Raw genomic sequence first — 18873 nt, forward strand, 5'->3', positions numbered from 1 at the left:
TGAGCCTACCGCGCGGGCCCGATCACCAGGAGACCTGATATGCCTACCCCTACCAAGGGACCCCGTCTCGGCGCCGGGCCGACCCACGAGCGCATGATCCTCTCGAACATGTCCCAGCAGCTGTTCGAGCACAAGCGCATCACCACCACCGTGACCAAGGCCAAGCGCCTGCGTCCCGTGGCCGAGCGCCTGATCACCTTCGCCAAGCGCGGTGACCTGGCCTCCCGTCGCCGCGTGATGCGCCAGCTGACCGACAAGTCCGTGGTGCACGAGCTCTTCACGAGCATCGCACCGGCCATGGACGGCCGCGAGGGTGGCTACACCCGCATCACCAAGATCGGCAACCGCAAGGGCGACAACGCCCCCATGGCCGTGATCGAGCTGGTCATGGAGCCGGTCGCCTCCAAGGCCACCGTGTCCGAGGCCGAGCGCGCCACCGCCAAGGCCGCCCCGGCTCCCGTCGCTCCCGTGGACACCCCCGCCGGTTCCACCACCGCGGACGTGCAGGAGAAGGAGATCCCGGCCGACGAGCAGGCTCCCGCCGTGGGCTCCGAGGAGGCCGCCGAGGTCGCCGCGGAGAACCAGGACGCCGAGTTCCCGGGTTCGCACGCACCGCTCGAGTCCGGTGAGGCCCCCGAGGGCTTCGCCGTCAAGGGCAACCGCAACTCCATGAAGTACCACGTGCCCGGTTCGCGCTGGTACTCCGGTACCACCGCCGAGATCTGGTTCGACTCCCCGGCCAACGCCGAGGCCGCCGGCTTCCAGCCGGCCGGTGGAGCCGCCGCCCAGAAGATCTCCGAGTAGTCGAGGGATCTCCCCGCGAGGGGACGGCCGGAACGACGCCGCCGCAGGTTGCCTGCGGCGGCGTCGTCGTATCCGAGGAGGAGTGAGGATGCCCGAGCAGGACCCGTGCGTGCGGCTGCGGATCGACCTGGCCTACGACGGCGCGCCGTTCCGCGGCTGGGCCCGCCAGCCCGGGCTGCCCAGCGTCCAGGAGGCCGTGGAGGACGCGCTCTGCCTGGTCTTCCGGGTGCGCTGCCCCACCGTGGTGGCCGGGCGGACCGACACGGGCGTCCACGCCCGGAGCCAGACCGTGCACGTGGACGTGCCCCGCGAGGCATGGGAACGGGTGACGCGGAGCAGGGGAACGGGCCGCGTCGCCGGAGCGCTGCCGGCGTCCCCGGACCCCGCGCACGCTTCCGCCCCGGCAGCCACGACAGGAACGGTTGCGGCGTCCGACGCACGGGGGCCCGTGGACCCGGTGCTGGCCCGGCGGCTCAACGGCGCCCTGAACCGCGTGCTCGGCAAGGACCGCGCCGACCGGGGCTGGGAGCCCGTGGTGGGCGCGGTGGTCGTGCAGAGCGTGGCGCAGGCGCCGCCGGGCTTCGACGCGCGGTTCTCGGCGCTCTCCCGCGCGTACCGGTACCGCGTGGCGGACGCCCGGACGGGCCACGACCCGCTGACCCGCACGTTCTCGTGGTGGGTCGACCCGCAACTGGACGTCGCGGCCATGGACGGCGCGGTCCGCGAGCTGCTGGGGCTGCACGACTTCCTGAGCTACTGCAAGCCACGGGCGGGGGCCACCACCGTGCGCGAGCTGCAGCGCGCCACCGTGGACCGTGACGAGCACGGCATGATCACCGTGGCCCTCACCGCGGACGCCTTCTGCCACCACATGGTCCGTTCCGTGGTGGGGGCCCTGGTGCGCGTGGGGGAGGGCCGCCACGGGCCCTCCTGGCCGGGGGAACGGCTGCGGGCCCGCACGCGGGACGCGGCCATCGTGATGGCCCCGGCGCACGGTCTGGTGCTCGACGCCGTGGCCTATCCCGACGACGCCCTGCTCGCCGAGCGTGCCCGCGTCACCCGCGCGCGGCGCGGCGGCGACTGAGCGGCATCGGCGGGCCCACCCCCGGGCACACGGCCCGGCACTGGCGGGGTCCGCGGGGATCGGGTATCATCGAACGCTGTTGTGCGTGTTCTGCCCCGGTTCACGTGTACCCGCAGCGGTCGCTCATGTTGCAGAGCGCAAGGCCGTGCGGTGCACCGGGTTGCGGACGCACGGATGCCGCCCGGATCTCACCCGGGCCCCGAAGCACAGCGGAACCGATCGACACGAGTAATCGTGTCTTCACCAGACAAACGAAGGCAGATCAACGTGCGTACGTACACTCCGAAGCCCGGTGACGTCCAGCGTCAGTGGCACGTCATCGACGCCACCGACGTCGTCCTGGGTCGTCTTGCCAGCCAGACCGCAACGCTGCTGCGCGGGAAGCACAAGCCGACCTTCGCTCCCCACGTGGACACCGGCGACTTCGTCATCATCATCAACGCGGAGAAGGTGGCCCTCACCGGCTCCAAGCTCCAGAAGAAGCGCGCCTATCGGCACTCCGGCTACCCGGGCGGACTCAAGTCCACCAGCTACGCCGAGCTGCTCGAGAAGAACCCCACGCGTGCCGTGGAGAAGGCCATCAAGGGCATGCTGCCCAAGAACAAGCTGGCCGCCCAGCAGCTGTCCAAGCTCAAGGTCTACGCCGGTGCCGAGCACCCGCACCAGGCCCAGCAGCCCAAGCCCTACGAATTCACGCAGGTCGCCCAGTAATTCGGGCCAACGAAGAACACACAAGGAGAATCGTGGCTCAGAACACTGAAGAGCAGATCACCGAGGACGTGGAGCTGACCAGCTACACCTCCGAGTCCACCGAGTCCGTGGCCGGCTCCGCCGCCATGTCCGAGCGCCCCGCGCTGACCGTCCCCGGCCAGGCCGTGGGCCGCCGCAAGCAGGCCATCGCCCGCGTGCGCCTGGTTCCCGGTTCCGGCAAGTGGACCGTCAACGGCCGCAGCCTGGAGGAGTACTTCCCCAACAAGCTGCACCAGCAGGAGGTCAACGACCCCTTCACGCTGCTGGAGCTGCAGGGCGGCTACGACGTCATCGCCCGCATCAGCGGCGGCGGCCCCTCCGGCCAGGCCGGTGCGCTGCGCCTTGGCGTGGCCCGTGCCCTCAACGAGATCGACGCCGAGCACAACCGCCCGGCGCTGAAGAAGGCCGGCTTCCTCACCCGTGACGCCCGCGTCATCGAGCGCAAGAAGGCCGGCCTCAAGAAGGCGCGCAAGGCTCCGCAGTACTCCAAGCGCTAAACGACGCCACCCGGCCCCCGGCCGGACTGCGTCTTGCAGGGTCCCGTTCCTCGGCTTCGGCCGGGGGCCGGGGCCCTGCGTCGTTTGGCGCTTGGCTCCCCTCGCGCTGGCCGACGCCACCCAGGCCTCGGCCGGGTTTCGTCTCGCAGGGTCCCGTACCCTGGCTTCGGCCGAGGCCCGGGGCCCTGCCTCGTTTCGCGCCCGGGTTCGCCGCGCGGTGGGTGGGACGAGCGGGGGAGCCGCACGCGGCGTCGTCGTGACCGGTGTTGCGCGGGTATCCGCAACGTGACGCGGGCGTAAAGTGCGAGGTGGGGCACCGCAGCCCCCACCGCACCGTCACGAGAGGGCCCGTATGAGCAAGCAGCCGGACCAGCAGCAGGAGAACGCCATCATCGCGAAGGCCGAGGACGAGGCGGCGCAGCACGCCCGTCAGGACAGCGCGGTGGACGAGGCCCTCAAGAAGGAGCAGCACCGGGTGTCGGTGGTCGAGGACTACGCGGCGGAGCTCGACGAGATCGGCGAGCTGGACAGGAAGCTGCACAAGAAGCGCGGCGCGGAGGACTCGCAGGCCTGGAAGATCGGCTACCCCTACGATGAGAAGCTCTCCCGCAAGGACTACGAGCGCACCAAGCGTGCCCTGCAGATCGAGCTGCTCAAGCTGCAGCTGTGGATCAAGGAGACCGGCCAGAAGCTGCTCATCATCTTCGAGGGTCGTGACGCGGCGGGCAAGGGTGGAGCGATCAAGCGCTTCACGGAGCACCTGAACCCCCGTGGCGCGCGCGTGGTGGCCCTCGAGAAGCCCACCGACATCGAGCAGACGCAGTGGTACTTCCAGCGCTACGTGCAGCACCTGCCCTCGGGCGGCGAGATCGTGCTCATGGACCGCTCGTGGTACAACAGGGCCGGCGTGGAGCGCGTGATGGGCTACTGCACCTCCCAGCAGTACTACGAGTTCATGCGCCAGGCCCCGGAGTTCGAGCGGATGCTGGTGAACTCGGACACCCACCTGATCAAGTTCTGGTTCTCGGTCACGCGTGCCGAGCAGCTGGCGCGCTTCCAGTCGCGCCGCACGGACCCCGTGCGCCAGTGGAAGCTCTCGCCCACGGACGTGGCGTCCCTGGACAAGTGGGACGACTACACCGAGGCCAAGGAGGCGATGTTCTTCTACACGGACACCGGAGACGCGCCCTGGACCGTGATCAAGTCCAACGACAAGAAGCGCGCCCGGCTGGAGGCCATGCGCTACGTGCTCACGCAGTTCGACTACCCCAACAAGGACCACTCCCTGGTGGGTTCGGTGGACTCCAAGATCGTGGGCGGCGCCACGGACTTCACGGACGACAACGGCGCCAACCCGGACGGCTTCCCGGTGGTCCGCCCCGGCAAGGACTGAGCCGGGTGCGCCGCCAACGCCCAGAGGATGGTCGTAGGATGATCTGCGATGTCTAGAATCTTTGGAACGGACGGCGTCCGCGGTCTCGCGAACGGCCTCCTCACAGCAGAACTGGCCATGGAGCTGTCGCAGGCCGCGGCGATCGTCCTGGGCCACCGCCACGCACCGGAGGGACAGCGCCCCACGGCCGTGGTGGCGCGGGACGGCCGGGCGAGCGGTGAGTTCATCGGCGCCGCCGTCACCGCGGGTCTCGCGAGCTCCGGCGTGGACGTCTACGACGCCGGCGTGCTCCCCACCCCGGCCGCGGCGTACCTGGTGGGGGACATCGACGCCGACTTCGGCGTGATGATCTCCGCCTCGCACAACCCCGCGCCGGACAACGGGATCAAGTTCCTGGCCCACGGCGGCAAGAAGCTGCCCGACGCCGTGGAGGACACCATCCAGCAGGTCTACGAGGCCAAGGACTTCGTGCGCCCCACGGGCGCCGAGGTGGGCCGTGTGACCCGCCTGTCCGACGCCGAGGACCGCTACATCCTGCACCTGGTGGGCGCCATCCCGCACCGCCTGGACGGACTGTCCATCGTGCTGGACTGCGCCAACGGCGCGGCCTCGGGAGCCTCCCCGGACGCCTTCCGGGACGCGGGCGCCACCGTGCACGTGATCGGTGCGGAGCCCGACGGCCTGAACATCAACGACGGCGTGGGCTCCACGCACCTGGGCCCGCTCAAGCAGGCGGTCCGGGAGCTGGGCGCGGACCTCGGGATCGCGCACGACGGCGACGCCGACCGCTGCCTCGCGGTGGACCACACCGGCACGGAGGTGGACGGGGACCAGATCATGTGCATCCTGGCCGTTGCCATGAAGGAGGCCGGGCGGCTGAACCAGGACACCCTGGTGGCCACGGTGATGAGCAACCTGGGTCTGCAGCTCGCCCTCGACGAGGCCGGGATCACCCTGGTGCGCGCCTCCGTGGGGGACCGCTACGTCCTGGAGTCCATGGTGGCCAACGGCTACAACCTGGGCGGGGAGCAGTCCGGACACGTGATCATGGCGGACTACGCCACCACGGGGGACGGTCTGCTGACCGGGCTGATGCTGGCCTCCCGCGTGGCCCAGACGGGCATGCCCCTGCAGGAGCTCGCCCGCACCATGACGCGGATGCCGCAGGTGATGATCAATGTGAAGAACGTGGACAAGGCCGCGGCCAAGACCAGCGAACCGGTCCTCGAGGCCGTGGCCCGTACCGAGGAGCGGCTCGGGGCGGAGGGGCGTGTGCTGCTGCGCCCGTCCGGTACCGAGCCGGTGGTGCGCGTGATGGTCGAGGCCGCCACGCACGAGGACGCCCGCCGGGAGGCGGAGCAGCTCGTCTCCGCCGTGGAGGAGCACCTCAGCCTGCAGAGCTGAACCACGGACGGACGAGGGCCCCGCATCCTGGTGGATGCGGGGCCCTCGTGGTCGGAAGGGACGGGCGGTCAGACGGCAGGGCCGGAGTGGCGACCCTCGGCGCCCGGCGCGGCGGGGTTGCCGGCGAGGGCGTCACGGATCTCGGTGAGCAGCACCGTGTTGGGATCGGCGGGCTCCGCGGTGGGCTCGATGCCCATGCGGCGGTTGCGACGCTCGATCATCTTGTTCATGGGGAGCACGATGCAGAAGTACACCGCGGCCGCAATGAGCAGGAAGTTGACGACCGCGGTGAGCAGCACGCCGAACTTCAGCTCGTTGCCGCGCAGGGTGACCACGGCGAAGGTGTCGAAGTTGGGGGACCCGACGACGGCGGAGATGGCGGGCATGAGCACGCTCTCCACGAGGGCGTTGACGATCTTGGAGAACGCGGCACCGATGATGACGGCAACCGCGAGATCCATCACGTTGCCCTTCATGATGAATTCCTTGAAACCACTAAGCATGGCGCTCACAGTACAGAGACGCACGATCATTCAGGAAATTCTGAGGGCCTGGGCGCGTGTCGTGACGCGGGGGCGGCGCAGCGCAGTGATCACCCGCCGTGCCCCCGTCAGTTCTTGCGCAGCAGCACCCGGCGGATCTTGTGGTCGTGGTCCTTGGAGAGGATCAGGCGGGCCCGTCCCCGGGTGGGCCGGACGTTCTGCTCCAGGTTGGGCTCGTTGATCCGGTGCCAGATGTCGGTGGCCACGTCCCGGGCCTCGGTGTCGGTGAGGTTGGCGTAGCGGTGGAAGTAGGAGTGGGGGTCCGCGAAGGCCGAGGAGCGCAGCGCCTGGAACCGTTCCACGTACCAGCGCTCGATGTCCGCGGTGCGCGCGTCCACGTAGATGCTGAAGTCGAAGAAGTCGCTCAGGGCCAGGGCCGTGCGGTTGCCGCTCTCCAGCTTGGCGGGCGCCAGCACGTTGAGTCCCTCCACGATCACGACGTCCGGGCGGGTGACCACCACCTCCTCGTCCGGGAGGATGTCGTAGGTCACGTGGGAGTACTTGGGGGCCCGCACCTCGGCGGCCCCGGACTTGATCTCGGCCACGAAGCGCAGCAGGGCGCGGCGGTCGTAGGACTCCGGGAAGCCCTTGCGGTCCATGAGCCCGCGGCGCCGCAGCTCCGCGTTGGGGTGGAGGAAGCCGTCCGTGGTGACCAGCTGGACGTTCGGGGTGGAGGGCCAGCGGGAGAGCATCTCCCGCAGCAGGCGGGCGGTGGTGGACTTGCCCGCAGCCACGGAGCCGGCGATCCCGATCACGAAGGGGGTGCGCGCGTGGTGCTCGCCCAGGAACGAGTTGGTCGCGGCGTTGAGCTGCGTGGAGGACATGTCGTAGAGGGTCAGCAGCCGGGACAGCGGGAGGTAGACCTCGCGCACCTCGTCCACGTCCAGGCGGTCACCGAGACCGCGCAGGTTCTCGATCTCCTGCGCGGTGAGAGGGACGTCGATCTCGTGGGAGAGTCTGGACCACGTCTGACGATCCAGCTCCACGAACGGGGAGACGCGCTGGGTGGTGGGCTGTGTGCTCATGCTCGGACCAGTGTAGGCCCGCCCGTACCGCACCGGCGCACGAGGGGACCCGTTTCCGGTAGAATCCACTCTCATGTGTGGAATTGTGGGATATGTGGGCTCCAAGGGTGCTGACGGTCGGACGCACACCGCGCTCGACGTGATCCTCGAAGGGTTGCGCCGCCTCGAGTACCGCGGCTACGACTCCGCCGGGGTCGCCGTGATCGCGGACGGCGAGGTCGAGTACCGCAAGAAGGCCGGCAAGCTCAGCAATCTCGTGGCGGAGCTGGAGGCCCACCCCCTGCCCGACTCCACGATCGGCATCGGGCACACCCGGTGGGCCACGCACGGCGGGCCCTCGGACGTCAACGCCCACCCGCACGTGGTGGACGGCGGCAAGCTCGCCATGATCCACAACGGCATCATCGAGAACTTCAGCGAGATCAAGCGCGAACTGGTCGCGCAGGGCGAGACCTTCGTGTCCGAGACGGACACCGAGGTGGCCGCCGTGCTGCTGGCCCGCACCTACAACGCTCAGGACGACGGTCACAAGGACCTCACGGTGGCCATGCAGGACACGTGCCGCCGCCTCGAGGGTGCGTTCACGCTGCTGGCCGTGCACGCCGACGTCCCGGACCGCGTGGTGGCCGCCCGCCGCAACTCCCCGCTCGTGATCGGGCTGGGCGAGGGCGAGAACTTCCTGGGCTCGGACGTCTCCGGCTTCATCGACTACACCAAGCGGGCCGTGGAGATGGGCCAGGACCAGATCGTGACCATCACCGCGGACGACTACTCGATCGTGGACTTCCACGGCAGCCCCGCCGAGGGCAAGCCCTTCGACATCGAGTGGGACGCCGCCGCCGCCGAGAAGGACGGCTACCCCTCCTTCATGGAGAAGGAGATCCACGACCAGCCCGCCGCGGTGGGGGACACCCTGCTCGGCCGCCTGGACGAGAACGGCCGGCTCACGCTGGACGAGATCAAGATCGACGAGTCCGTGCTGCGCTCGATCGACAAGATCGTGGTCATCGCGTGCGGCACCGCGGCCTACGCCGGGCAGGTGGCCCGCTACGCCATTGAGCACTGGTGCCGGATCCCCACCGAGGTGGAGCTGGCCCACGAGTTCCGCTACCGGGACCCGATCGTCAACGAGAAGACCCTGGTGGTGGCCGTCTCCCAGTCCGGCGAGACCATGGACACGCTGATGGCCGTGCGCCACGCGCAGGAGCAGGGCGCCAAGGTGGTGGCCATCTGCAACACCAACGGCTCCACGATTCCGCGCGAGGCCGACGCCGTGCTGTACACCCACGCCGGCCCCGAGATCGCGGTGGCCTCCACCAAGGCGTTCCTCGCGCAGATCACCGCGGCGTACCTGCTGGGGCTGTACCTCGCGCAGCTGCGCGGCAACAAGTACCAGGACGAGATCGGCGGCATCCTCTCCGAGCTCGAGGCCATGCCCGCCAAGATCCAGCGCGTGCTGGACGAGGTGGAGCCGCAGGTCAAGGAGCTCGCCACGAGCATGGAGGACGCCGAGTCCGTGCTGTTCCTGGGCCGTCATGTGGGCTACCCCGTGGCCATGGAGGGCGCCCTCAAGCTCAAGGAGATCGCCTACATCCACGCCGAGGGCTTCGCCGCGGGTGAGCTCAAGCACGGCCCCATCGCGCTGATCGACCAGGGTCAGCCCGTGATCGTGATCGTGCCCTCTCCCCGCGGCCGGGACTCGCTGCACGCCAAGGTGGTCTCCAACATCCAGGAGATCCGCGCTCGGGGTGCGGAGACGATCGTGATCGCAGAGGAGGGCGACGACGCCGTGCGCGAGTTCGCCACGCACGTGTTCCACGTGCCCGAGGCCCCCACGCTGCTGCAGCCCCTGCTGGCCACGGTGCCCCTGCAGATCTTCGCGTGCGAGCTCGCCGGGGCCAAGGGCTACGACGTGGACCAGCCGCGCAACCTCGCGAAGTCCGTCACGGTCGAGTAGCCGCAGCTCGTTCCCGCACACGGCGGGTGGTGCCCTCTCACAGGGTGTCACCCGCCGTCGTCGTTGCCGGGGCGGCCGCCGCGGGGACGACGACGCCGCGGTGCCCCGGCGGGGGAGCGGGCCGCGCGGCGCCGGGGTGCGCGGGCGACGTCGCGCGGTGCCTTCTGGGGGTCGGAGGGCGCCGCTAGGCTGACGGCATGATCGTGGGCACCGGCGTGGACATCGTGGACATCGCGCGTTTCGAGCGGCAGCTCGAGCGCACCCCCCGGCTGCGGGAGCGGCTGTTCGTGCCGCACGAGCGGGAGCTGGCCCCGCGGTCGCTGGCCGCGCGCTTCGCGGTCAAGGAGGCGGCGGCCAAAGCACTGCTGGCGCCGCCGGGGATGATCTGGCAGGACTGCTGGGTCAGCAACGACGAGCACGGCGCGCCCCACCTGCACACCACCGGGACGGTGGCCCGGCAGCAGCGGGCTCGCGGTGTGGACACGTGGCACGTGAGCATCTCCCACGACGGCGGCATGGCCGTGGCGTTCGTGGTGGCCGAGGCACAGGAAGGATCCCGCGATGATTGACGCCCGCTCCGGTGAGAGCATCCGTCGAGCCGAGCAGCCCCTGCTCGACGAGGGACAGGGGGACGCCCTCATGCACCGGGCGGCCCGTGGGCTCACCCGCGAGTGCGAGGCCCAGCTGCGCGCCGGTTCCGGTGCCCTCGGCGGCACCCGGGCGGTGGTGCTCGTGGGCCCGGGCAACAACGGTGGCGACGGCCTCTGGGCCGGGGCGTTCCTGCGCCGCGGCGGCGTGGCGGTGGTGGCCGTGCTGACGGGTTCCCGCGCGCACGAGGCGGGCCTGGAGGCGTTCAGGCGGGCGGGCGGCGTCGTCACGCGGCTGGTCGAGGACGCCGTGCGCGGCCACGGGCCCGGCGCGGCCGGAGAACAGGGAGGGGCGGCTCGCGACGCGGCGGGTGCGAGCCCCGGCAATGGGGCGGGCTCGGACGGCCCGGCCACCGACGGCACCGGCGCGGCCACCCACGGAGCGGGCGCGGGAGGTCATGGCAGCAGGAGGACCGGAGACCGGACGGCCACGGCGGATTCCCCGGCGGAGGCGGTGGCCGCCGCGGAACCCGTCGACGTGGCCGGGGCGGCGGAGCTGCTGTGGGCGGCGGACCTCGTGGTGGACGCTGTGCTCGGCACCGGCGCGAGCGGCGGGCTCAGGGGGCCGGTCGCGGACCTGGTGCGGGAATTTGAGGAACGCCGGGGCCGGGACGCGCGCGCCGGGCAGCGCCGCCCTCGCGTGGTGGCGTGCGACATCGTCTCGGGCGTGTCCGCGGACACCGGGCAGAGCCCCGGGCCCGTGCTCACGGCGGACGCGACCGTGACGTTCGGCAGCGCGAAGACCGGCCACGTCGTCTCCCCGGGGGAGCAGGCCACGGGTGCGCTGACCGTGGTGTCGATCGGCATCGAGGACCTGCTGGGCCCCGCGGCCGTGCACCGTGTGGAGCACCGGGACGTCCTGGAGGCGTGGCCGCGGCCCACGGCCACCGACACCAAGTACTCGCGCGGGGTGCTCGGCGTGGTCGCCGGGGCCCCCAGCTATCCCGGTGCGGCCATCATGTGCACGCAGGCCGCCGTGAACGCCGGAGCCGGGATGGTCCGCTTCCTGGGGGACGCCGCGGCACGGGCCATGGTGCTTACGCGCAGCCCCGAGGTGGTGTGCTCCGACGACCAGCCGTGGGACGTCCACGTGCAGGCCTGGCTCGCGGGCCCCGGCGTGGTGGGGGACGAGTCCCAGGCCGCGCGCGTGCAGGCCGTGATCGAGGCCGCCGAGCCCGCGGTGCTGGACGCCGGGGCGCTCGACGCCGCGGCGCGCTCGGTCGCGGACGCCCGGCTGGGTCCGCACAAGGTCCTCACCCCGCACGCGGGAGAGCTGTCACAGATCTTCGACTGGCTGCACGGCTTCGGGCTGTGCGAGGCGGGGGTCGAGCGCACGGAGATCGAGGCGAACCCGCTGCACTGGGCCCGCGAGGCCGCCCGGCTGACCGGGGCCACCGTGCTGCTCAAGGGGGCCACCACCGTGATCGCCTCACCCGTTGCCTCCGCACCGGGGCACCGGGCGGAGTACGCGGCAGCGGCCCCGTCCGAGCCCCGCCCGGACCGGGAGCAGGGCGGCGGAGCCGACCCCGCGGCGTCGTCGAGCACCGCGCACCGCGAGGCGTCCCCGAGCACGCCGGACGAGTGCCTGTGCCTCAGCGTGGGCGGTGCCAGTGCCTGGCTTGCGACCGCGGGGTCCGGGGACACCCTCGCCGGGATCCTCGGTACCGTGCTCGCCCACGTGGCCGAGCACCTGGACGCCCTCGCCGGCCTCGGCCCGTGGGCGTGCGGGGACGGCCGGTGGGCCGCGGCCGCGGCGCTGGGAGCCGGGCTGCACGCGCTCGCATCGCGCGCCCACGGGGAGGGCCCCGTGCCCCCGTCCGTACTCGCCGAGAACGTCCGCGCGGTCCTCACCCGTCCGTGAGCGCCACCCGGAACGGCTATGGTTGGACGTTGGCCGAGAGCGGGGGACCCGTGCTCGGCCCCACCACACCCTGAGGAGAACCACATGGAAGTTTGGCCCGGACACCCGTATCCACTGGGCGCCACGTTCGACGGCACAGGGACCAATTTCGCGATCTTCTCGGAGGTCGCCGACCGCGTGGAGCTGTGCCTGTTCGACGAGGACGGCGCCGAGACCCGCGTGGAGGTCACCGCCGTGGACAGCTACGTGTGGCACTGCTACCTCCCGGCCGTCCAGCCCGGTCAGCGCTACGGCTACCGTGTGCACGGCCCGTGGGACCCCTCCCAGGGGCTGCGCTGCAACCCCGACAAGCTGCTGCTGGACCCCTACGCCAAGGCCGTGGAGGGCGGGATCGACTGGGACGAGTCCCTGTTCTCCTACAACTTCGGCGACGAGGACTCCGAGAACCACCAGGACTCCGCCGCGCACATGATGAAGGGCGTGGTGATCAACCCGTTCTTCGACTGGGAGGGCGACCGCACCCCCCACACCCCGTACCACAAGTCCGTGATCTACGAGGCGCACGTCAAGGGCCTCACCGAGCAGCACCCCGAGGTTCCCGAGGAGCAGCGCGGCACCTACGCTGGCGTCTCCCACCCCGCGGTGATCGCCCACCTCAAGAAGCTCGGCGTCACCGCGGTGGAGCTGATGCCCGTGCACCAGTTCGTGCAGGACTCCACGCTGCTGGAGAAGGGGCTGCGCAACTACTGGGGCTACAACACCATCGCGTTCTTCGCCCCGCACAACGAGTACAGCGCCGCCTCCCACCTGGGCAGCCAGGTGCAGGAGTTCAAGGCCATGGTCCGCGCCCTGCACCAGGCGGACATCGAGGTCATCCTGGACGTGGTGTACAACCACACGGCCGAGGGCAACCACATGGGCCCCACGCTGTCCATGAAGGGCATCGACAACAACGCCTACTACCGCACCGTGGACGACGACCACAAGTTCTACATGGACTACACGGGCACCGGGAACTCGCTCAACGTGCGCCACCCGCACTCGCTGCAGCTGATCATGGACTCGCTGCGCTACTGGGTCACCGAGATGCGCGTGGACGGCTTCCGCTTCGACCTCGCCGCCACCCTCGCGCGGGAGTTCTACGACGTGGACAAGCTCTCCACGTTCTTCGAGCTCGTGCAGCAGGACCCGATCGTCTCGCAGGTCAAGCTCATCGCGGAGCCCTGGGACATCGGCCCCGGCGGCTACCAGGTGGGCAACTTCCCGCCGCAGTGGACCGAGTGGAACGGCAAGTACCGGGACACCGTGCGCGACTTCTGGCGCGGGGAGCCCGCAACGCTTGGGGAGTTCGCGTCCCGCGTGACCGGCTCCGCGGACCTCTACGAGAACAGCGGCCGCCGCCCGTTCGCCTCCGTGAACTTCGTGACCGCCCACGACGGCTTCACCCTGCGGGACCTGGTCTCCTACAACGAGAAGCACAACGAGGCCAACGGCGAGGACAACAACGACGGCGAGTCCCACAACCGCTCGTGGAACTGCGGCGAGGAGGGCCCCACGGACGACGCCGCGGTGCTGGCCCTGCGCGCCCGCCAGCAGCGCAACTTCCTGGCCACCCTGATGCTCTCCCAGGGCACCCCCATGCTGCTGCACGGGGACGAGCTGGGGCGCACCCAGAAGGGCAACAACAACACGTACTGCCAGGACAACGAGCTCACGTGGATCAACTGGGAGAAGGTGGACGCGCCCCTCGTGGAATTCACCGCGGCCATCACCCGGCTGCGCCACGAGCACCCCACGTTCCGGCGCTCGCAGTTCTTCGACGGCCGCCCCGTGGACATGGGGGAGCTGGGCGAGGGAGATGCCATGCCGGACATCGCGTGGCTCAACACCGACGGCACGCCCATGGTTCCCTCCGACTGGGACGAGCCCCTGGCCCGCGCGGTGGGCATGTGGCTCAACGGTGAGGGCATCGCGGGCGTGGACATGCGCGGCCGCCGGATCACGGACGACAACTTCATCGTGTACTTCAACTCGAATCCGGAGCCCGTGGACGTGACCCTGCCCCCGGCCGAGTACGGCTTGAAGTGGGAGGAGATCCTGGACACCGCCGGCCGGCACTCGGACGGGGACGTGCGGGAGCACTCCAGCGTGCTGCAGATGGACGGCAAGTCCACCGTGCTGCTGCGCGCGTGGGAGGAGCCCGAGGAAGAGCCGGACGCCTCCGTGGCGGCGTCGGTCGCGGTGTACGCGGACGAGGGCTGAGCACCGACCGCGACTGCCCGGCGGCCGGACCACGCGGCTGAGCACCCGTGACGACCGCGCCACCCTCCCGGGGGTGGCGCGGTCGTCGTGTCCGGTGCGGGGTGCTCGCCCTGGGCGGATGGACTGGCACGAGCGCGCGCACTCCGCGAGACTGGAGGGGTGCTGACACCCACTTCCACGTACCGTCTCCAGATCACGTCCCAGCAGGACCTCCACCGCGCGGCGGAGCTGGTCCTGTACATCCGGCGCCTCGGGGCGGACTGGGTGTACCTCTCACCGATTCTGCGGGCCACGAGCGGCTCCGACCACGGCTACGACGTGGTGGACCCCACCGAGGTGGACCCCGAGCGCGGTGGCTCCGAGGGGCTCCGAGCCCTCTCCGAGGCCGCGCACGCCGCGGGGCTGGGCGTGGTGGTGGACATCGTCCCCAACCACCAGGGGGTGGCCGAGCCGCAGCAGAACCCGTGGTGGTGGTCCCTGCTCGCCGAGGGACGTGAGAGCCGCTACGCGGACGCGTTCGACGTCGACTGGGAGGCCGGGCACGGCAAGGTGCTGATCCCGGTGCTGGGTGACGGCGACGAGGACCTCTCGGCGCTGACCCTCCAGGACGGCACGCTGCGCTACTACGACAGCGTCTACCCGCTCGCCGAGGGCACCTGGTCCGAGGGCGACAACCCCGCGGAGGTGCACTCGCGCCAGCACTACGAGCTGGTCAACTGGCGCCGGGGGGACTCCGAGCTGAACTACCGCCGCTTCTTCACCGTGGCCACGCTGGCCGGTGTGCGCGTGGAGGACCGGGCGGTCTTCGACGAGTCCCACGCGGAGGTCTCCCGCTGGTTCCGCAAGGGTCTCGTGGACGGGCTGCGGATCGACCACCCGGACGGCGTGCGGGACCCGCGCGGCTACCTCGAGATGCTGGCCGGGGTCACGGATGGCGCATGGACCGTGGTGGAGAAGATCCTGGAACCGGGGGAGTACCTCCCCGAGGACTGGCGCACGGCCGGCACCACGGGCTACGACTCCCTGGGGTGGATCGACCGTGTGCTGACCGATGCGCGGGGCCACTACGAGCTCGCCTCCCTGGACACGAAGCTGCGCGGCGGCACCCCCGTGCGTTGGGACGAGCTGATCCACGAGACCAAGCGCCGCATGGCGGACGAGGGCCTGTCCGCAGAGATCCACCGCCTGGTGCGCGAGCTGCCCGGGGACTTCCCGCACGGCGCGGAGGCGTCCTACGACGGGCTGGCGGAGATCGCCGCCAACTTCCCCGTGTATCGCACCTACCTCCCCGAGGGCGCGGAGCACCTGCGCGTGGCGGTGGCCGCAGCACGGGAGCGGCGCGCGGACCTCGACGTCGTGCTCACGGATCTCGCCCGCGTGCTGGGGCAGGGGGCCACCCGGCAGGAGGACCTGGCGGAGGTGGCCCGGCGCTTCCAGCAGACCTCCGGGATGATCATGGCCAAGGGCGTGGAGGACACCGCGTTCTACCGCTGGACCAAGCTCACGTCCCTCACGGAGGTGGGCGGCGACCCCTCGATCTTCTCCCTGACCCCGGAGCAGTTCCACGAGGAGGCCGCGAAGCGCCAGCGCGAGTGCCCGGCCACCATGAATGCGCTGACCACCCACGACACCAAGCGCTCCGCCGCTGTCCGTGCGCGCATCACGGTGCTCTCCGAGCTGCCGCGCGTGTGGTCCGAGACCGTCTCCACCCTCGTGGGCCGCGCGAAGGACGCCGGGATCTCGCTCTCGGACGGTCCCGCCGTGAACCTCGTGCTGCAGGCCGTGGTGGGCGCGTGGCCCCTGGAGCGGGACCGCGCCGTCGACTACGCCATGAAGGCCGTGCGCGAGGCGTCCGTGTCCACCGCGTGGGTGGACGGGGACGAGAACTTCGAGCGGGAGCTCACCCGCTTCATCGACTTCCTGTTCACGAACCCGCGCGCCCGCGGCGTCGTGGAGGGCTGCGTGGCCCGCGTGAGCGGCCCGGGCTGGGCCAACGCCCTGGCCGCCACGGCGCTGCAGCTGACCCTGCCGGGTGTTCCGGACATCTACCAGGGCCAGGAGCTGTGGGAGCCGTCCCTCGTGGACCCGGACAACCGCCGCTCCGTGGACTTCACGGCGCGAGAGGCGATGCTGACCGAGCTCGACGCCGCCGCGCCGGGTTCTGCGGCAGCCACGCCCGCCGTGGACGAGACCGGCGCCGCGCGGATGCTGCTGACCTCCCGCGCCCTGCGGTTGCGCCGCGATCACCCCGAGCTCTTCACGGACTACACGCCGCTGGAGACCACGGGTGCGCTCGCGGAGCACGCCTTGGGCTTCGACCGCGGCGGCGCGGCCACCGTGGTCACGCGCTTCCCCGCCACGCTCGCCGCCGAGGGCGGTTTCACGGACGAGACCGTCGCGCTGGCCCCCGGCCTGTGGCAGGACGTCCTGACCCACCGCGAGTTCACGGCCGCCCAGGATGCGCGCGTCACGCTCGCCGAACTCCTCGACACCTACCCCGTGGCGATCCTGCGCCGGAAGGACGGCTGAACCATGAGCACCGACCACCGCTTCGACGTCTGGGCCCCGCACGCCCGCAAGGTCACCGTGCGCATCGAGGGCGAGGACCACCCCATGGAGGGTCTCGATGGCCGCCCCGGCTGGTGGACGCTGCCCGCCGACGACGCCGCCCCGCAGGGCACCGTGCGCTACGGCTACATCCTGACCAAGACCTTCGACGAGGGCACCCCCGAGGAGCGCGAGCAGGTCTCGGACGTGCTGCCGGACCCACGCTCGCGCCGACAACCGCAGGGCGTCCACGACCTCTCGTGCACGTTCGACGCGGACGCCTTCGAGTGGCACGACGCCGACTTCCGCCCCCGTCCGCTGCAGGACTCCGTGCTCTACGAGCTGCACCCCGGCACGTTCACCCCCGTGGGCACGCTGGACGCGGCCATCGGCAGGCTGGACCACCTGGTGGACCTGGGCGTCACCGCGGTGGAGCTGCTGCCGGTCAACGGCTTCAACGGCGAGCACAACTGGGGCTACGACGGCGTCGCGTGGTACACCGTGGCCGAGCCCTACGGCGGGCCCGAGGCCTACCAGCGGTTCGTGGACGCGTGCCACGCCAGGGGCCTGTCCGTGATCCAGGACGTGGTCTACAACCACCTGGGCCCGAGCGGGAACTACCTGCCCCTGTTCGCGGACTACTTCAAGCCGGGTGCCTCCAGCTGGGGGGACCTCATCAACCTGGACGGCTGGGGCGCGGACGGGGTGCGCGAGTACATCCTGGACAACGTGACCATGTGGTTGCGCGAGTACCACGTGGACGGCTTCCGTCTGGACGCCGTGCACGCCCTCGCGGACTCCAGCGCGAAACACATCCTCGAGGAGATCGCCGAGCGCGTGGCCGAGGAGGTGCAGCGCACCGGCAAGGACCTGGTGACCATTGCGGAGTCGGACCTCAACGACCCCCGCATGATCGCGGCCACGCACCGCCACGGGCTGGGCATGGGCGCGCAGTGGCTGGACGACGTCCACCACGCCGCGCACACGGCCTTCACGGGCGAGACCCAGGGCTACTACGGGGACTTCGCGTCCCTGCACGCCCTCGAGAAGACCATGCACACCGCGTACTTCCACAACGGGACGTACTCCACGTTCCGCGGCCGCTCCCACGGCCGGGAGATCGACCCCGTGGAGCAGCGCCCCTACCAGTTCGTCACGTTCCTGCAGAACCACGACCAGGTGGGCAACCGGGCCGCCGGGGACCGGATGAACCAGTCCATGAGCGTGGACCGCGCGATCGCCGCCGCCACGTGGCTCATGGCCCAGCCCTTCACCCCCATGCTGTTCATGGGGGAGGAGTACGGGGCGAGCACCCCCTGGCAGTTCTTCACCGCGCACCCCGAGCCGGAGCTGGGAGAGGCCGTGGCGAAGGGCCGCAAGGCCGAGTTCGCGCAGATGGCGTGGGACCACGCCACGGTGCCGGACCCGCAGGACCCGCAGACGTTCGAGCGCTCCAAGCTGAACTGGGCCGAGGTCCACGAGGGCGACCACGAGCGGATCTACCGGGCCTACCGGGACCTCATCGCCCTGCGCCGGAACACCCCCGAGCTCACGGACCAGCGCTGGGACACCGTGGCCACCCAGGCCAGCGACTCCGAGCAGTGGTTCGTGCTCAAGCGCATGACCGAGCCCGAGTCCGAGCATGGCGTGGTGATCGCCATCAACCTGGGGCGGGAGCCCCGCAACCTGCCGCTGATGGGCGGGGACGCGCCCCGGCTGCTGTTCACGAGCGGCACCGGACCCGAACCCGGGGCCGAGGGCACGGTGCGCGTGGCCCCGGAGACCGCCGTGGTGCTGCGCGTCTGAGACCGCCCGCGGGACCGGCGCCCGTGCGCGGGCCCCGGTCCCGACGACGCCGCGCGGCCTGCCCCGCGCGACGCCACCGAACCGTTACGGCGCTGCGGACGCCGGTCCTGCCATCGAGCTGCCGGTCCCGCAGGGCGCCGCCGGCGTCGCAGGACCCCACGGGGCCAGAGCGTTGCCGCCGATCTCGGTCCTGCCACCGAGCCACCGGTCCCGCAGGGCGCCGCTGGCCTCGCAGGACCCCACGGGGCCAGTGCGCCGCCGCCGCCGACCCCGCGCGATGCCGCCCGGCACGCG

14 protein-coding genes are annotated in these 18873 nt (G+C 71.1%); 12 read left to right on the forward strand and 2 right to left on the reverse strand.

What is annotated here, in order from left to right; all coding sequences use genetic code 11:
• The first annotated feature begins 39 nt into the window (after window positions 1–39).
• From rplQ to glmM, 6 genes are all read left to right on the forward strand, one after another.
• Window positions 40–804 (forward strand): 50S ribosomal protein L17, sunset domain variant, encoded by a 765-nt coding sequence (rplQ, locus tag KRH_RS03115; RefSeq protein WP_012397716.1) that lies wholly within the window; start codon window positions 40–42, stop codon window positions 802–804.
• Between the two features lie 88 nt (window positions 805–892).
• Window positions 893–1888, forward strand: coding sequence for a tRNA pseudouridine synthase A (locus KRH_RS03120; protein ID WP_012397717.1), 996 nt, complete (start codon window positions 893–895; stop codon window positions 1886–1888).
• Between the two features lie 267 nt (window positions 1889–2155).
• Window positions 2156–2599: a 50S ribosomal protein L13 gene (gene rplM / locus KRH_RS03125; RefSeq protein WP_012397718.1), complete on the forward strand. Its 444-nt coding sequence runs from the start codon at window positions 2156–2158 to the stop codon at window positions 2597–2599.
• 32 nt (window positions 2600–2631) lie between these two features.
• Window positions 2632–3135: a 30S ribosomal protein S9 gene (rpsI, locus tag KRH_RS03130; protein WP_012397719.1), complete on the forward strand. Its 504-nt coding sequence runs from the start codon at window positions 2632–2634 to the stop codon at window positions 3133–3135.
• Window positions 3136–3487: 352 nt separating this feature from the next.
• On the forward strand, window positions 3488–4528 hold the full coding sequence (ppk2, locus tag KRH_RS03135; RefSeq protein WP_041297300.1) for a polyphosphate kinase 2: 1041 nt from the start codon (window positions 3488–3490) through the stop codon (window positions 4526–4528).
• A gap of 48 nt (window positions 4529–4576) precedes the next feature.
• Window positions 4577–5932 (forward strand): phosphoglucosamine mutase, encoded by a 1356-nt coding sequence (gene glmM / locus KRH_RS03140; RefSeq protein WP_012397721.1) that lies wholly within the window; start codon window positions 4577–4579, stop codon window positions 5930–5932.
• 68 nt (window positions 5933–6000) lie between these two features.
• On the opposite strand, the gene mscL is transcribed toward glmM, so the two are convergent.
• Both mscL and coaA read right to left on the reverse strand, forming a co-directional pair.
• A complete protein-coding gene (mscL, locus tag KRH_RS03145; RefSeq protein WP_012397722.1) occupies window positions 6001–6435 on the reverse strand; it encodes a large conductance mechanosensitive channel protein MscL in 435 nt (144 codons plus the stop codon).
• Between the two features lie 107 nt (window positions 6436–6542).
• Window positions 6543–7499 carry a type I pantothenate kinase gene (gene coaA / locus KRH_RS03150; RefSeq protein ID WP_012397723.1) on the reverse strand — a complete coding sequence of 319 codons (957 nt, stop codon included), beginning with the start codon at window positions 7497–7499 and terminating at the stop codon, window positions 6543–6545.
• 73 nt (window positions 7500–7572) lie between these two features.
• Here coaA and glmS point away from each other — a divergent pair, with 73 nt between their 5' ends.
• The 6 genes from glmS to treZ all read left to right on the forward strand — a co-directional run bounded on the left by glmS (window position 7573) and on the right by treZ (window position 18579).
• A complete protein-coding gene (gene glmS, locus KRH_RS03155; protein ID WP_012397724.1) occupies window positions 7573–9456 on the forward strand; it encodes a glutamine--fructose-6-phosphate transaminase (isomerizing) in 1884 nt (627 codons plus the stop codon).
• A 197-nt stretch (window positions 9457–9653) separates the two neighbouring features.
• Entirely contained in the window at window positions 9654–10025 is a 372-nt protein-coding gene (locus KRH_RS03160) for a holo-ACP synthase (protein ID WP_012397725.1), read from the forward strand.
• Window positions 10018–11964 carry a bifunctional ADP-dependent NAD(P)H-hydrate dehydratase/NAD(P)H-hydrate epimerase gene (locus KRH_RS03165; RefSeq protein WP_012397726.1) on the forward strand — a complete coding sequence of 649 codons (1947 nt, stop codon included), beginning with the start codon at window positions 10018–10020 and terminating at the stop codon, window positions 11962–11964. Before KRH_RS03160 ends, KRH_RS03165 begins: the two co-directional genes overlap by 8 nt.
• Before the next feature lie 84 nt (window positions 11965–12048).
• Window positions 12049–14226 (forward strand): glycogen debranching protein GlgX, encoded by a 2178-nt coding sequence (gene glgX, locus KRH_RS03170; RefSeq protein ID WP_012397727.1) that lies wholly within the window; start codon window positions 12049–12051, stop codon window positions 14224–14226.
• Between the two features lie 159 nt (window positions 14227–14385).
• Window positions 14386–16755: a malto-oligosyltrehalose synthase gene (gene treY / locus KRH_RS03175; RefSeq protein ID WP_012397728.1), complete on the forward strand. Its 2370-nt coding sequence runs from the start codon at window positions 14386–14388 to the stop codon at window positions 16753–16755.
• Between the two features lie 3 nt (window positions 16756–16758).
• A complete protein-coding gene (treZ, locus tag KRH_RS03180; RefSeq protein WP_012397729.1) occupies window positions 16759–18579 on the forward strand; it encodes a malto-oligosyltrehalose trehalohydrolase in 1821 nt (606 codons plus the stop codon).
• Window positions 18580–18873 lie beyond the last annotated feature (294 nt).

The organism is Kocuria rhizophila DC2201 (assembly GCF_000010285.1).
GTDB lineage: Bacteria > Actinomycetota > Actinomycetes > Actinomycetales > Micrococcaceae > Kocuria > Kocuria rhizophila_A.